This is a genomic window from Bacteroides stercoris ATCC 43183, from assembly GCF_025147325.1.
GTDB lineage: Bacteria > Bacteroidota > Bacteroidia > Bacteroidales > Bacteroidaceae > Bacteroides > Bacteroides stercoris.
Window position 1 is genome coordinate 866,465 of record NZ_CP102262.1, and the last position, 15,202, is coordinate 881,666.

Annotated in this window: 14 protein-coding genes; 3 read left to right on the forward strand and 11 right to left on the reverse strand. The window is 47.4% G+C overall.

Translation table 11 applies throughout. The features are described from left to right. Positions 1 to 33: 33 nt before the first annotated feature. Positions 34 to 957 carry a carbohydrate kinase family protein gene (locus NQ565_RS03665; protein WP_005655872.1) on the reverse strand — a complete coding sequence of 308 codons (924 nt, stop codon included), beginning with the start codon at positions 955 to 957 and terminating at the stop codon, positions 34 to 36. Continuing rightward, positions 945 to 1,550: an SIS domain-containing protein gene (locus NQ565_RS03670; RefSeq protein ID WP_005655874.1), complete on the reverse strand. Its 606-nt coding sequence runs from the start codon at positions 1,548 to 1,550 to the stop codon at positions 945 to 947. The genes NQ565_RS03665 and NQ565_RS03670 overlap by 13 nt, the downstream gene beginning before the upstream one ends. A gap of 110 nt (positions 1,551 to 1,660) precedes the next feature. On the opposite strand from NQ565_RS03670, the gene NQ565_RS03675 reads away from it, so the two are divergent. Further along, positions 1,661 to 2,908, forward strand: a complete 1,248-nt coding sequence (locus NQ565_RS03675; RefSeq protein WP_005655876.1) for a M16 family metallopeptidase — start codon at positions 1,661 to 1,663, stop codon at positions 2,906 to 2,908. Between the two features lie 214 nt (positions 2,909 to 3,122). Here NQ565_RS03675 and NQ565_RS03680 read toward each other — a convergent pair whose 3' ends face one another. The 8 genes from NQ565_RS03680 to dapB all read right to left on the reverse strand — a co-directional run bounded on the left by NQ565_RS03680 (position 3,123) and on the right by dapB (position 11,334). After that, the gene (locus tag NQ565_RS03680) at positions 3,123 to 3,719 is read right to left on the reverse strand and encodes an epoxyqueuosine reductase QueH (RefSeq protein WP_040315939.1); all 597 of its coding nucleotides are present in this window, start codon (positions 3,717 to 3,719) and stop codon (positions 3,123 to 3,125) included. A 14-nt stretch (positions 3,720 to 3,733) separates the two neighbouring features. Then, positions 3,734 to 4,918 carry a DUF5009 domain-containing protein gene (locus NQ565_RS03685; RefSeq protein WP_005655880.1) on the reverse strand — a complete coding sequence of 395 codons (1,185 nt, stop codon included), beginning with the start codon at positions 4,916 to 4,918 and terminating at the stop codon, positions 3,734 to 3,736. 137 nt (positions 4,919 to 5,055) lie between these two features. Beyond that, positions 5,056 to 6,228, reverse strand: coding sequence for a mannonate dehydratase (uxuA, locus tag NQ565_RS03690; protein ID WP_005655882.1), 1,173 nt, complete (start codon positions 6,226 to 6,228; stop codon positions 5,056 to 5,058). A 211-nt stretch (positions 6,229 to 6,439) separates the two neighbouring features. Continuing rightward, complete coding sequence (locus NQ565_RS03695) at positions 6,440 to 7,249, reverse strand: SDR family oxidoreductase (RefSeq protein ID WP_005655884.1); 810 nt, start codon at positions 7,247 to 7,249, stop codon at positions 6,440 to 6,442. Positions 7,250 to 7,360: 111 nt separating this feature from the next. Next, a complete protein-coding gene (locus NQ565_RS03700) occupies positions 7,361 to 8,017 on the reverse strand; it encodes a WbqC family protein (RefSeq protein WP_005655887.1) in 657 nt (218 codons plus the stop codon). A gap of 88 nt (positions 8,018 to 8,105) precedes the next feature. Continuing rightward, the gene (gene lepB / locus NQ565_RS03705) at positions 8,106 to 9,044 is read right to left on the reverse strand and encodes a signal peptidase I (RefSeq protein ID WP_016661028.1); all 939 of its coding nucleotides are present in this window, start codon (positions 9,042 to 9,044) and stop codon (positions 8,106 to 8,108) included. Between the two features lie 34 nt (positions 9,045 to 9,078). After that, positions 9,079 to 10,563 (reverse strand): S26 family signal peptidase, encoded by a 1,485-nt coding sequence (locus NQ565_RS03710; RefSeq protein WP_005655891.1) that lies wholly within the window; start codon positions 10,561 to 10,563, stop codon positions 9,079 to 9,081. A gap of 6 nt (positions 10,564 to 10,569) precedes the next feature. After that, a complete protein-coding gene (gene dapB, locus NQ565_RS03715) occupies positions 10,570 to 11,334 on the reverse strand; it encodes a 4-hydroxy-tetrahydrodipicolinate reductase (RefSeq protein WP_005655893.1) in 765 nt (254 codons plus the stop codon). 96 nt (positions 11,335 to 11,430) lie between these two features. Between dapB and NQ565_RS03720 the strand changes: the two genes are divergently transcribed. Both NQ565_RS03720 and NQ565_RS03725 read left to right on the forward strand, forming a co-directional pair. Next, the gene (locus tag NQ565_RS03720; RefSeq protein WP_005655894.1) at positions 11,431 to 12,705 is read left to right on the forward strand and encodes a DUF2851 family protein; all 1,275 of its coding nucleotides are present in this window, start codon (positions 11,431 to 11,433) and stop codon (positions 12,703 to 12,705) included. Between the two features lie 86 nt (positions 12,706 to 12,791). Further along, positions 12,792 to 13,301 (forward strand): hypothetical protein, encoded by a 510-nt coding sequence (locus NQ565_RS03725; RefSeq protein ID WP_005655896.1) that lies wholly within the window; start codon positions 12,792 to 12,794, stop codon positions 13,299 to 13,301. Between the two features lie 161 nt (positions 13,302 to 13,462). On the opposite strand, the gene NQ565_RS03730 is transcribed toward NQ565_RS03725, so the two are convergent. Next, complete coding sequence (locus NQ565_RS03730; protein WP_005655897.1) at positions 13,463 to 15,199, reverse strand: RagB/SusD family nutrient uptake outer membrane protein; 1,737 nt, start codon at positions 15,197 to 15,199, stop codon at positions 13,463 to 13,465. Between the last annotated feature and the right edge of the window lie 3 nt (positions 15,200 to 15,202).

The window sequence follows — 15,202 nt, forward strand, 5'->3', positions numbered from 1 at the left end:
AATTTATTTTTAAGTGCTGGTTGGAGAGGAGCCTCAATATTTGCATCTCTCCGCAAACTCGTTTGACACCGAATTGCTGTAGCTTTTGCAGACTTCTGCGGCAAATTCCATGCCGTAACGGATAATCTGGTCCCACTTGGCTTCACCGATTGTATTCAGATCGTCATAGCGGACATCGTATTTCAGCAAGCCGTAAATGATGCCTGCATTGAAGTTGTCGCCCGCTCCGACGGTACTTACGGCTTTCAGTAGCGGTATGTCATATTCTTTGGAGACGGAAGCGGTGCGGAGCGCAATCTTTTCCGCTCCTGCCGTGCATAGGAAATTGGGACAGTAGAATTTAATCTTGTCCTTGTATATCTTGTCTGCTTCGCGCAGGTTGTACATATAGAAGAAATCGTCCTGCGAGCCGCGTACAATGTTCGCGTATTCCAGATTTTCAATAATGGTCGGCGCCAATTTTATGGCCTCTTCCTTATGGGATGAACGAAAATTGGGGTCGTAGTACACGATGGCTTTCCTTTCGCGTGCCTGGTCGAGCAACTCCAACACTTTCTCGCGCAGCACCGGATTCAATGCGTAGTAAGAACCGATGACAACAATGTCGTCCTCTTCCAGTTTGGGGTATATGACATCCAGCCGCTGTTTGGGATAATCCTTGTAGAAGATATATTCGGCATCGCTGTTGTCATCCAGAAAGGCAAGCGAAACGGGCGATTTCCCATCAGGAAATACGTTGACGTAGTCCGTAGAGATATGATTGTCACGCATGAACCTGAGGATGATATTGCCTACATGGTCGTTGCCGGTTTCACTGATGAAACAGACAGGAACGCCGGTGCGGCTCAATGAAACGATTCCATTGAATACGGAACCGCCCGCAACGGCAGCCGAAGGTTGCTCGTTACGGAAAATAATGTCTAATATCGTTTCCCCGATGCCGATTACTTTACGCATAACGCTCTTGATTTTTCTCCGAGGTAACCACCGTGGTGACGTTTGGAGTAGTCTTCAATGGTAAATCCGGTTTTCTTCATGGTCTGTACTACCAGAATATCTCCTATAACGGTCATTACCGTTGTGGAAGTGGTAGGGGTCATGCCCAGTATGCAGACTTCCTTGGGACTTCCTGTGCTGAGACATACATCCGATTCCTGTGCCAGCGGACTGTCCGGATTTCCTGTAATGACGATAAATTTCAGTTTCGGATTCAGGTTATGCGCCAACTGTGTCAGTTCGACGATTTCCCGTGTTTTGCCCGAATTGGAGATGAGCAGCAGCAGGTCATTCTCCTGCAGGATACCCAGGTCTCCATGCTGTGCTTCGCTGGGATGCAGAAATACGGAAGGAATGCCGGTCGAGCAAAAGGTTGTAGCAATATTCATGGCTATTTGCCCTGCTTTACCCATGCCGGAAGTTACCAGTTTGCCTTTTTTACGGTGTACCTGTTCTACGATAAGTTCTACCGCCTTTTCGTATGCGTCCGTTACAGGGATATTCAATACGGCCTGCGCTTCTTTCTGCAAAAGCTCTTGAATGGATGCTATCATTGTCTCAATTTTGATTTATGGATTATAAGTCTACAAATATCCGTAATTTTCCATAAACGGCAATAAGTTTTATTGTATTTTTGTGCCGGTAAACTGTTTGTAGCGTAAGAATGAAGAATTTAACAGAAGAAATACAGCCTCGCCATAATCAGCACACATTGCCGAACGGCTTGCGCATCATCCATGAACCCTCCTTGTCGAAGGTGGCTTATTGTGGTTTTGCGGTGGATGCCGGAACACGCGATGAACTCGAAAACGAGCAGGGGATGGCGCATTTTGTGGAGCATCTTATTTTTAAAGGCACCAGGAAGCGCAGGGCGTGGCATATTCTGAACCGCATGGAGAATGTGGGCGGCGATTTGAACGCTTACACCAATAAGGAAGAAACCGTAATTTATTCCGCATTTCTTACCGAACATTTCGGGCGTGCTTTTGAGTTGCTGACGGATATTGTATTCCATTCCACTTTCCCTCAGCGGGAGGTTGAAAAGGAGACAGAGGTCATTATAGACGAAATCCAGTCGTACGAAGACAACCCGTCCGAACTGATTTTTGATGATTTTGAGGATTTAATCTTTCGCGGGCATCCTCTGGGACGTAATATCCTCGGCAATCCGGAACAGTTGAAGAAGTTCCGCAGCGAAGATGCGGCGGCCTTTACTTCCCGCTTTTACCGTCCGGGCAATATGGTGTTCTTTGTTTTAGGCAATATGGATTTCAGACAAGTGGTGCGTTGGGCGGAAAAACTATTGGCTGATATTCCGGCTGAGGCTGTCGATAACCGTCGTACGCCCCCGCCTTTATATGTTCCGAAAAATCTGGTTTTACACAAAGATACCCATCAGGCGCACATCATGATTGGCAGTAGGGGGTACAATGCGTATGAAGACAAGCGTACGGCGCTCTATCTGCTGAATAACATCCTCGGAGGTCCAGGCATGAACAGCCGGCTGAATGTGGCCTTGCGCGAACGGCGCGGGTTGGTCTATAATGTAGAGTCCAACCTGACTTCTTATACCGATACCGGAACTTTCTGTATTTATTTCGGTTGCGACCCGGAGGATGCGGAGCTTTGTACCCGCCTTGTGTATAAAGAACTGAAACGCCTGCGCGATACCCGGATGACTTCTTCCCAGCTTGCCGCCGCCCAAAAACAGCTTATCGGGCAGATAGGCGTGGCTTCGGACAATAACGAGAACAATGCCCTCGGCATGGCAAAGACTTTCCTGCATTACAATAAATATGAAACAGCCGAAGCCGTGTTCCGGCGTATCGGACAACTGACTCCCGAAATTCTGTTGGAAGTGGCAAACGAGATGTTTGCGGAGGATTATTTATCGACACTTGTTTACGATTGACAGCCTTTTCCGTTGCTGAACTCTGGTGTTGAAGCAGGGATTGTTATGCCGGACTCTTATTGAATTTAATTCGTTAGACGGATGTTGCCCTTTCGTCAGACATCCGTTATCTTTTCGTTAGACAGTTGTTGAACGAAAGGGTAACAACTGTCTGACGAATTAGGATGTGTGGTCCGGCTGCTTGTTTTTGGAATCTCCCTTTACTAAAAATGCCTTATTCCCGCTTATTCTCTTCAGGCTGTTCCAACCGTTTTCTGCTGAATTCACAGCCGCAGTACAGTTGGTTATAGAAGTCATACTCTTTGAGGAGCTGGTTGCGGCGGTCTTGCAATCCGCCTTTCCGCCAGTTCTGTTCCCAAAAGATTGTACCGGGATAAAGGGCGGCTGCCCGTTTTCCCGCTTCGTTTATCTGGTCGAGGCTTTTCCAACGCGAAGATGCGAGGGTAGTGGTAAAGACAGAGAAGCCGTGTTCGGAAGCATAGCGCGCCGTTTCCGTCAGGCGTAATGTAAAGCATTTCAGGCAACGGCTGCCTCGTTCCGGTTCGTTTTCCAGTCCCAGCATTGTGTTCCGCCAGTGGGTATAATCGTAATCCGCATCGATGAAATCGAGGTTTTGGGACGTTACGAAACGAACGGCTTCCTGCTTTCTTATCTCATATTCCTCTTGCGGATAGATGTTGGGATTACAATAAAACACTGTCGGGCGGATGCCGTTTGCCAGCAGGCATTCAATGATGGCAGAGGAACAGGGAGCACAGCAGGAATGGAGCAGAACTCTGTTTTCGCCGTTGGGAGTTTGAATTTTCAACATAGTCATGAAGTATTTTAAACTTTCAGTTTTATTTTGCCTTTCACCAGCAGTCCTGTCAACTGTACGATGATGATGGAGAAGATAAGCGATTTGAGCAGTCCCGGTACACCGCTTCCCAATGCTTCCGGATAAGTCCAGTCGGCTAATTGCTGGACGGAGTACCATATATAGGGAAGAATGTAGCAAGTGAGCGTTGCCGTTCCTGCGGGTTTGATTATATCGAACCGGTTGGTTTTGCCCTTTACATCGGTCAGCCAATAGAAAAAGCCGAATAACGGGAAGAAGGCGGCAAGACAATAAAACAGCCAGGACGGGGTAGCCTGTATCTTGGAGATAATCCAGTATGGATGCGAAACCAGTGCAAGAATCAACATGCCGGCACCAAGGATGCAGAGCATACCGATGAATTTGCCCGGGTGTTCGCGATTGGCATAGCGTTGCATGAGCAAGGAGGTCAGCAGGCCCGACATTCCGAATGCGTGCAGCGTCCAGTCACTGGGAATGAAAGGCAGCAACAGGATACGGCTTCCGTACTCTTCCGGGATAAGGCCGGAATGGCTGATTACAGCGAGCGTTATCACTGCAAACCATGCAACCGCGTTTTTACGCAGGCTTTCGCGGGTGAACAGATAGATGCCGGCACATACGGCATATGTCCAGCCTATAAGACCGAGGATTCCCCACCAACTTGTATGGAACGGTTTCCCGTTGAGGTCTTTATAAATAACCAGCGTTGCAAGCAATACCACGCCTGCCACTTTCATTACGGTGAAAAGGGCTTTTTTTGTACCTTCGGCCTTTGGATATACTCCCCATGTCAGGAAGAAACCGATTACCATAAGGATAGTAAACCAGGAATGGGAAAGACCGCCTTCGATGCCGCCGCTGTTAAGCGAGAACAGCCCCATGGCAATGAGCGCCACCGTACGCCAGAATATATGTGCAATGACCTGTGTGGTTGTATCACCCTTTTTATAACGGTTCTGTATGGCAAAGGATACTGACATGCCCATGCAGAACAGAAAGGCCGGGAAGATGGTATCGGAAAATCCCAGCATATCCTCATCGGCAGCGGCGTGCATCAGCCAGTGAGGAACATTCTTCAAACCGGGAATGTCGTTTACGAAGAGCATAAGGAACATGGTGAGTGCGCGGAATACATCTACCGCAGCCACTCGTTGGAGTGTTAAGTTTTTCATGATAAATCTGTTTTGGGGGTTCAAGGGGCAAATATAGGAAAGAATTTCTCAATATGGGGTATCAGGTTATAAAAAAGCCATTCAATCGCAGTATCATTGCAGTTGAATGGCTTTTAGCACGTTTTTAAAGGAATTCCTTATTCAAACAAGGATTTGGCGATTCCCATTTCCAGCCCTCTCAGCTCTGCCAATCCTCTCAGACGGCCGATGCAGGAGTACCCCGGGTTGGTTTTCTTCTTCAAGTCATCCACCATCTGGTGACCGTGGTCGGGACGCATCGGGATGGAAACCTTACGGCGCTGCTGCAGTTCGAGGAAAGCCTTCATCACATGGTACATATCGACGTTGCCTTCCAGATGGTTGGCTTCGTAGAAGTTGCCTTCCTCATCGCGTTGCGTGCTGCGCAGGTGCACGAAGTTGATGCGGTCGCCGAACTGCTCTATCAGGGCGGCACAGTCATTGGCGCTGCTTACGCCCAAAGAACCGGTGCACAGGCACAGACCGTTGCTCTTGTTGGGAACAGCGTCAATCAGAGCCTGGAAATCGGCGCCACAGCTCATGATACGCGGCAGGCCCAGGATTGAGCAGGGCGGGTCGTCCGGATGGATCACCAGCTCGACGCCGGCCTCGTCGGCAACGGGACAGATTTCGCTGAGGAAATATATCAGGTTGGAGCGCAGCTTTTCGGGGGTGATATCCCTGTAGCGGTCAAGCTCTTTCTGGAACTGCTCCAAGGTAAAGCTCTCTTCCGAACCGGGCAGGCCGGCAATCATGTTGCGTACCAGCAACTGCTTGTCGTCTTCCGTCATCTGCTCGAAGCGGGCTTTGGCCCTGGCCTTTTCCGCGTCGGTGTAATCGGCTTCCGCACCGGGGCGCTTCAGCAGGAAGAGGTCGAAAGCGATGAAGGCCGCGCGTTCGAAGCGCAGGGCGCGGCTGCCGTCGGGAAGCTCGTAGGCAAGGTCGGTACGTGTCCAGTCCAGTACGGGCATGAAGTTGTACGTCACGATGTTCACACCGCATTTGCCGAGGTTGCGCAGGCTTTCCTTGTAGTTGTCGATATACCGTTGGAAATCTCCGGTCTGCGTCTTGATGTGCTCGTGTACGGGTACGCTTTCAACGACCGACCAGCGGAGACCTGCGGCTTCAATCATCTCCTTGCGTTTCATGATTTCTTCCACCGTCCACACCTCACCGTTGGGGATGTGGTGCAGGGCGTTCACGATGCCGGTGGCTCCGGCCTGTCTGATGTCCCATAGGCTGACGGGGTCGTTAGGACCGTACCAGCGCCAGGTTTGTTCACAAAGTATCATATTGTAATGGTATAAGTTTATAAAGTATATGTCTGTCTATTATGAATGAGGATGTGCCAAAATACACTTGATGATTTCTTTTTTAGGCACGGATTACACGGATTCCACGGAAAAAGGGATAAAATAAATCCGTGTCTATCCGTGTAATCCGTGCCTAAAAAAGAAACAGATAGCAAGTGAGTTTTATTTTGGCATACTCTCACGGATTTCATCAGATGGAGAATGCGTCGAAACCGCCGTCCACCACCGAGAGTGCCCCGGTCACGAAGCTGGAAGCATCACTGATGAGGTAGTGGATGGTTCCGAACAGTTCTTCCGGTTCGGCAAAGCGTCCGCACGGAGTGTGGGCGATGATGGTCTTTGCACGGTCTGTGTACGAACCGTCGGGGTTGGTGAGCAGCGCACGGTTCTGGTTGGTGAGCAGGAATCCCGGAACAATGGCGTTCACGCGGAGTTCGGGGCTGAATTTGGTTGCCAGTTCGGTCGCCATATAGCGTGTATAATTGCCGATGGCCGCTTTGGCGGAACCGTAACCTACCACGCGCGTCAGCGGACGAAGGGCGGATTCGGAGCAGAAATTAACGATGGCGCCTTTCTTGTTCTTTGCCATGACGTCTACGAACACCATGGTGGGAAGCACCGTACCGAAGAGGTTCAGGTCTACCACTTTGCGGAATGCGTCCACATCGAGGTCGAGCACGGTCTTGTCCGGAGCGATGGTAGCGCCCGGCATGTTGCCGCCTGCGGCGTTCAGCAGCACATCGATAGTGCCGAAGTGTTCGAGGATGGCTTTCTTGTTTTCTTCCAGCACTTCCTTGTTCAGTACGTCGGTTACGAGAAACAGGGCTTCGGACTTTCGGTTAAGCTCGGCTTCCAGTTCCCTGCCTGCCTCTTCCACACGGTCCAGAATCACGATTTTAGCTCCTTGCTCGGCCAGATAGTTGGCGATGTTTTTTCCTAAAATGCCACAACCGCCTGTTATGACGATTACTTTGTCTTTAATGTCGAATAAGTTTTTCATGATTTATGTATTTAGTTATACAGATGTGTATTCTTTAGGTTTGTATGGCAAAGATATGGAATTAATACTTCTCTTATTGTTAGAAAAGTCTCAGAATTTATATAATTTGTATCAGGTGATGGAATTGGAATGAACAGATGAATTGCTTTGTTGCAATATCAATAAGCTTTCCGGTCCCATATTGAACAGCAAATCGATAATGCTGAGGTTGGGCAGGAAGCCGAGTTTTTCCTGAAACACTTGATAGTAGGGTTGCGGAAAAAAATCCGTATCTTCCAAGCGGAAGTCTTTCTTAGGATGAATGCGTTCACGAAAATCTACTTCGTTGGGTGTAAATATAGCTTTGTACTCTGAGGTACGTTCTATAGTTGGCTGTATGTCTATCAGGGAGCAGACGAGGTGGCAAAGTTCTTCGTTGAAATCGGCTAAAAACTCATATTTCTTTTCATAAAAAGGGCGGAAATCATCTTTGTAATATTCAAAGAAAGGTGTATGGTTGTATGCCGATTCAATGGCATTCCAGTGCAGATGACGCCAGTTGCCGTGGTCGGAGATACGGATATCACGCATCGGACATTTCGGTGTGTCGGGTTTGACTGTAGGAATGGAAAGGGCAAGTTCACCGTCGGGCGCAGCAATAGTGCAACGGTTACGATACGTCTGTTTGGTATAATGGTCGTGCTGTTCGATATATATTTGGTCGTATGCCAACAGTTTGGTATAGTATTCAACCGGAGCCAGATAGGCGGAAGAAAGATAGACGGTCATTTGAATTGAGCATTTAAGAATTAAAAATTAAAAAATAAGAACCGGCAGGAGTTACTGCCTGGTACTTTATCATTTGGCTGTTTGATTATCACTTTATTTTTCTCCATATCCTGTCCCAGCGATACCCGTTGAACAATCCCGTATCCTGCTCCTTTGAGAACCAGATGACGGCGGCCTTTCCGATGACATGGTCTTTGGGGACAAGTCCGAACAAACGGGAGTCTGACAGGTTTATCGAGTTGTTGGCACCCACCCAATAGTAATCTTTCATAAAGTAACAATGCTGTACAGGTTTTCCTTCTATGTATAGTGTATCATTTTTGATGTCTGCCCGTTTCCTTTCATGCAACACCAATGTGTTGCGCAGCAGTGTCATGTTCCAGGGATATACACGTACGGCTTTCCCTTTGCCGGGGATGATGAGAGGTTTCAGTACGTCAACCGAGTCTTCTTTATCGGCAGGCTCTATCCAGTTGTTTGTTCCTAAAGCCTGTTCCAACAGATAATACTCGTACCTGCTGAAGCTGCGTACGTTTTTTGCCGTATCCTGTCCCAATAATACGTTGGGGCGGATAGAAAGGATAGTGAGCAGTGAGTCTAACTGCTTCTCTTTCTTCCGGGGATATGTATAAAGGAACTTCTGGTCGGGAGCGTTTTTTTCCGAAGGAATTACGGAGAAAAGAGAATCTACCCATAAAGTATCTCCCGGTACTCCCAGGCAACGGCCGATGTATACTTCTCTCTGGTCGATTGCTGTTTGTGAGAGGTTGGCAGGGTTATTGAATACAAGAATGTCATCCTTACGTACTGGTTTGTCGCCCCAACGGTGATACCCCCATAAGCTTATGAAAGGCAACCGTAGTCCGTAGCTCCATTTGTTTACCAGGATGCGTTCACCGCGGTACAGTGAGTTTTCCATTCCTGTGGAAGGAATCAGATAGGAAGTTGCAACGCAGCTCCGGAGCAATATCACTGTAAGTATTACTCCGGTCAGGGTAGCTGCAATCTTCCAATTCCTTCTCCGCATAGTGTGTATTGATCGCTAACTTCCGGTCACTGTATTAATGTACCCACTTGAAGATGCGGTTCCAACGGATTTTTCCATCAAACCAACCACGGTCTTTATCTAATGAGAGCCAGACAACGATAGGCTTACCTACTACGTGGTCTTCCGGTACGAAGCCCCAGTAGCGGGAGTCAAGGGAATTATGGCGGTTGTCGCCCATCATCCAATAGTAGTCCAGCTTGAAGGTGTAGGTGTCTGTTTTTTGTCCGTTGATGTAGATACCGTCCGGTTTTTGTTCCAGTGTATTGCCTTCATAAGCTACGATGCAACGTTCGTAAATGGGCAGGTTATCTTTGTTCAGGGTAATGGTCGCACCTTTTTCCGGTATCCAGACTGGACCGTAATTATCCCGTGTCCACTTTGTATAGAGGTTTTGCGGATACATTTGTCCTGAAAGGTTTTCCGGTTCCATGACGATGCGGCTGACCAGTTTTTTATTGCCGGCGAGCGTATCGTACATTTTCTGGGTGAGGGGCAGGTGGTACACCGGAGTCAGTCTGCCTTGAGCATCGCGGCGGTCCAATCCCATCTGCATAAGTCCTTCTTCATAATTGAAGTCATCGGTCATCAGTATCTGGTCGTCGTTACTGATGCCCAATTCGCGAAACATCTCTTCCGGTATGTACGGGCCGGTGGTCTGTACGAAATAGTTGAGCTGCATCTCTTCCGGATTCTCGATGGCTTTTCCGTCGATGTACACTTGTGTATCTTTGATTTGCAGGGTATCTCCCGGCAGGCCGACGCAGCGTTTTACATAGTTCTCGCGGCGGTCGACCGGACGTACCACAATATCACCGTACATTTGCGGATTGGTACGGATCAGATTACGGCCGGCATTGTAATAAAGGTCGTAGACGGTACGCTGCTGGTCGCGCGTCAGACTGTCCATATTGATTTTATTGGGATATACGCGCTGTCCTTCCCTGTAAGCCAGGCTGTAAAAATCTTCTTGCTGTCTGTTAAGCGCTACCGTATCACCCGCAGGAAAGTTGAACACGACAATGTCATTCAGCTTCACTTTTCCGAAACCCGGTACGCGTTTGTATTCCCATTGCGGCCATTCAATGTACGATTTGGTGTTGAATATCGGCAAAGTGTGTTGTGCCAACGGCATGGAAAGCGGTGTGTTCGGTACACGCGGACCGTAGCTCATTTTACTTACATACAGAAAGTCACCCACCAGCAATGATTTTTCCAGTGAAGACGAAGGTATCTGATAGTTCTGGAATATGTAGATATTCACAAAATAAACAGCCACCAAAGCGAATACAATGGCGTCTACCCAACTCATAATGCCACGCACAGCCGGATTCTTGGATTTTTTCCAGAAACTCCAAGGTATTTTCTTGCTGATGTAGATGTCAAATATGAAAGGAAGTACAATCAGTCCCCACCAACTTTTCACCCAGACAAGGAACATCAGGTAGAGCAGGGTAACTATGCCGAATTTGACCCATTGGGCACGTGTTGCTTTTCTCATAATACTTTAGTCTTTTAAAAATGGAAATAAATCGCTCATGCCTAAGAAACCTTGTTTGCCGGCTGTATATTCTGCTGCCAACACAGCTCCCAAAGCAAAGCCGCTGCGGGTCTTGGCATCATGGGTAATGGTGATGCTGTCTGCCTCTGAATCGTAGCGGATGCTGTGAATGCCCGGTACTTCTCCCTCGCGGATAGAGCTGACCGGAAGTTCGTCGGCAGCGCATTCGACAGAGCCTGACACGGTTCCATCCGGTGCTTGCAAGGTACCTTTTACCCAACGGCTTTTGCGGTCGAGATTATCCAGAATACCTTCGGCCAGGGTAATGGCAGTGCCGCTTGGAGCATCCAGCTTGTGTATATGGTGAGTTTCGCTCATTGTTACGTCGTAAGCAGGGAACCGGTTCATGATCTTCGCCAGATATTTGTTGACGGCCGAGAATATGGCTACTCCCAGACTGAAATTAGATGACCAGAACAGGGTTTTTCCACCTTCGGAACAAAGCTTTCTTACCTCTTCACCATGTTCTTCCAGCCAGCCTGTACTGCCCGAAACCAATTTTACGTCTGCCTTGAAAGCTTTCATATAATTGTTGTAGGCTGCCGTCGGATTGGTAAATTCTATGGCGACATCGGCACTTTTGAATGCGGCCGATTCAAAATCCTCCTGGTTATTCACATCGATGATGCTGACAATTTCGTGTCCGCGGCTTAAGGCAATCTTCTCGATTTCCTTACCCATTTTTCCGTAACCGATTAATGCGATTTTCATTGTTTCTTTGGTTTTTATTCAGTTTATCAACGAACTATATGTCGCAAAGGTAATCTTTTTCTTACATTTGCGCACAACATTAACGATAAGTTAACAATGGAACAATTGCTGCATTACGTTTGGAAGCATAAGATATTTCCTTTAATGCCTCTCCAGACAACCTCCGGACAGCCGGTCGAAGTGATAGATCCCGGTTTGCCGAATACTGATGCAGGCCCCGATTTCTTTAACGCAAAACTGAAAATAAACGGTACGCTTTGGGTGGGTAACGTTGAGTTGCATACGCAGGCTTCGGACTGGTTTCGTCACGGACATAACCGGGATACGGTTTACGATAATGTTATTCTGCATGTGGTGGGCGAGTCGGATTGCGAGGTGTACTATGCCAACGGCGGTATTGTTCCCCAGCTACTGTTGCACTGTCCGGACAATGTCCGCCGGCGTTATGACGAATTACGTCAGACGGAAATATACCCTCCTTGTTATTCCATTCTTGCTTCCTTACCGAAACTGACGGTCCATTCCTGGTTATCGGCTTTGCAGGTAGAGCGTTTTGAACAAAAGGCACAGGCCATTGCCGCACGTCTGGAGCGTTGCAACAATCATTGGGAAGATGTATTCTTTATTACCCTTGCCCGTAATCTGGGTTTCGGTCTGAATGGCGATGCTTTTGAAGCGTGGGCCGCTCATCTGCCTTTCCGTGCAGTAGACAAGCATCGGGATAGCCTTTTTCAGGTAGAGGCGTTCTTTTTAGGACAGGCCGGACTTTTGGAAGAAGATTGGCAGGAGGATTGTTACTACCGGGAACTTCAGAAAGAGTTTCATTATTTGCAGCGCAAGTTCGAATTGTCAGCTCCAGTGAGTAGTGACCGGTGGCGTTTTTTACGTTTGCGTCCCGGCAATTTCCCCCATGTGCGCCTGGCACAGCTTGCCTGGCTGTATCATAAGGAACAATCTTTGTTTTCACGAGTTATGGCGGCCGAAACTGCGGAAGATATAAAGAAGATAATATCCGCACGGACTTCGCCCTATTGGGAGACACATTTTATGTTTAAAAAAAGCTCGCCCCATCAAGAAAAGCGTTTGGGAGAGAATGCTTTGAACCTTATTCTTATCAACACCGTTATCCCTTTTCTGTATGCTTACGGAATGCACAGAGCAGATGAACGGCTTTGTGACCGTGCAACTTGTTTTCTTGAAGCATTGAAAGCCGAGAACAATCATGTCACCCGTCTGTGGAGTGGAGCCGGACTTCCCGTTTATACTGCGGCCGACTCACAGGCTTTGCTTCAGCTTCAAAAAGAATATTGCGACAGGAAGGACTGTTTGCGCTGCCGCTTCGGTTATGAGTATTTGAGGGGTAAGAAGTAACAGATGTAAATTCCCGCCGGCTTTTCATTGTAAATTTCCGGCTTGTCGTATATTTGCACTTTAAATCGGAATAACTCGTATCTATTATGAAAGCTATTAATTTTGTTGTTTGTCTGTGCATGGCGTTTATGCTCTCAACTTTCAACAGTCTGGCAGCCGGAGAGGATTTCAAGTCATTTCTCCATAAGTTTACATCCAGTGCTTCATTTCAGTATTCACGTATCAAGTTTCCTTTGAAATCGCCTATCATATTGTTGCAGGATGACGGCGAGACAGAGCAGACTTTTCCTTTTACCCGTGATAAATGGGCGTTGCTGGATAGTGAAACATTGAAAGAAGGACGTATCACAGAAGAGGAAGGAGGAGTTTACATCTCACGTTTTACCCGGGATGAACCTGCCTATAAAGAATTTGAGGCGGGGTATGATGAGTCGGAGCCTTCGCTCCGCGTTGTGTTTGAGCTGGTGGGCGGTAATTGGTATGTGACCGACTGCTATAATGATTGGTATAATCTCGACCTGCCTATCGGGGAGCTGGAAGAGACTGTCCGTACAATGCAGGAGGAGAATAAAAGCTTTGAGGAGCTTCATCCGTAACATCTGCTGTCGTTTTTTGGATTTTTGCACAAGGACATGTGCTTTTTGCATTGGGGCAAACAATAAAAAAAGTCCGTCGGATAATTTCCGATGGACTTTTTTGTATCTGACTCCGGTATTGATTTTTTTCTTTCAGAGTATTATATCATATCCGGTGTATATTACCATCCCGGATTGTTAGGGCGTAAATTGGGATTCTTATCTATTTCGTCCTGCGGAATAGGCCATAGATAGTCTCTTTCGTTGACTACACGGTCATAAAGTTTCTTGTTTACGATATCTTTCACCGGGCCTGCCACTTCCTCCAGTAAGCCCCAACGTCTCATGTCACTGAAGCTCCAGCCTTCTGCTGCCAGTTCTACAGCGCGTTCATGACGGATACGGGCAAATACTTCTTCTTTGGTTCTTGCTTCCATCCAAGAATCACCGTTATTGATTTCAGGCATATTTACACTGGCACGGTTACGGACTTTATTGATATAATATACAGCTTTTTCCTGATCTCCGTTTTCCATCTGGTTATAACATTCGGCGAGCATCAGATACACATCGGCCAGTCGGATGATAGGAAAGTTAATCGGAGTGTCGGCACGGTTATTGATAGCACCGTCCATGTTGCCCTCTGCTACGAATTTTCTCCAGAGATAGAGCTGATAATTCTGATTGACACGGATGAAACCATTGTTTTCATGGGCATCACCCTGTTTTTCCAGGAGAATGAATTCTGTATCTTTCGGCGCATTTTTCACCCAGCCGGCATAGTGTGTGTAGGGAAGAATAATAGATGCTTTCATACGCGGGTCGCGATTTTCGTACATTTCCAATAGCTTCTCGCGGCTTGCAGGATAAGTTACCACTTTTTTGCTGTTGTCCAGCTTGGCATAGAGTACTTCTTTCCTTATATCTATATTCTCGTTATAACCTTCGAAGTAGTCGTTCCAGTTAAAGGGCTTTCCGTCTTTACATTCATAGCTGTCTACAAAATCTATAGAGGCCATGACATTGTTCCAGCAACTTCCATAGGAAGCACGGCTACCCATATAGAAAGTCGTGGGCATACCGAAATCCTGTCCTACACCCCCTATGTTCTGAATGGCGAAAATCATTTCACTGCTTTCATCACCACCCGGTTTGAACAAGCCTGCATAATCCGGGTAGAGTTCTTTTTCGCCATATTTGCCTTCCTTGTTTGTTACAACAGCCTCAAAACATTCTTTGGCGGCTTCATACTCTTTGGCATAGAGTAGCACTTTACCCTTCAGCGACATGGCAGCAGCCTTGGTAGCTCGACCGGCATTGGACGCATCCCATTCTGTAGGCAGGTAAGTATCGGCGTTGTCCAAGTCGTCAATGATAAATTTGCGTACTTCTTCCAGACTTTTTCTTGGCTCCAGCATGTTCATGAAATCTTCGGCTACGATAGTGCTTTCATCATAAACAGGTACAGGACCGAAGAAGTCCATCAGAGTAAAATAATAGAGTGCACGCATAAATCGGGCCTCAGCTTTGTATCTCAGTTTCAGCTCATCGCTCATATCGCACCGGTCTACGTTTTGAAGCAAGATATTGGCACGGGCTATGCCTTCGTACAGATTTTTGAATTTTCCGGTTACTAATCCGGAAGTAGAGTTATAAGTACCGCGACCTATAACTGCGTATGATGCAGGGTCATATCCGCTGCCGATGCCACCCAAACAGTCAAGACCGAACTGACGTCCAAAAATATCATCCGACTGCATTTGGCTGTAGACACCCATCATAATTTGGTCTGCATGGTCTTGAGTCTGGAAAAAGGTTCCCGAACTCAATTGGTCTTCAGGATATACATCCAAATCATAGCAGCTGCTTGTAAGGAATAGAGAAGCAGCCAATGTGATAAAGAGTTTATATTTTTTCATTTT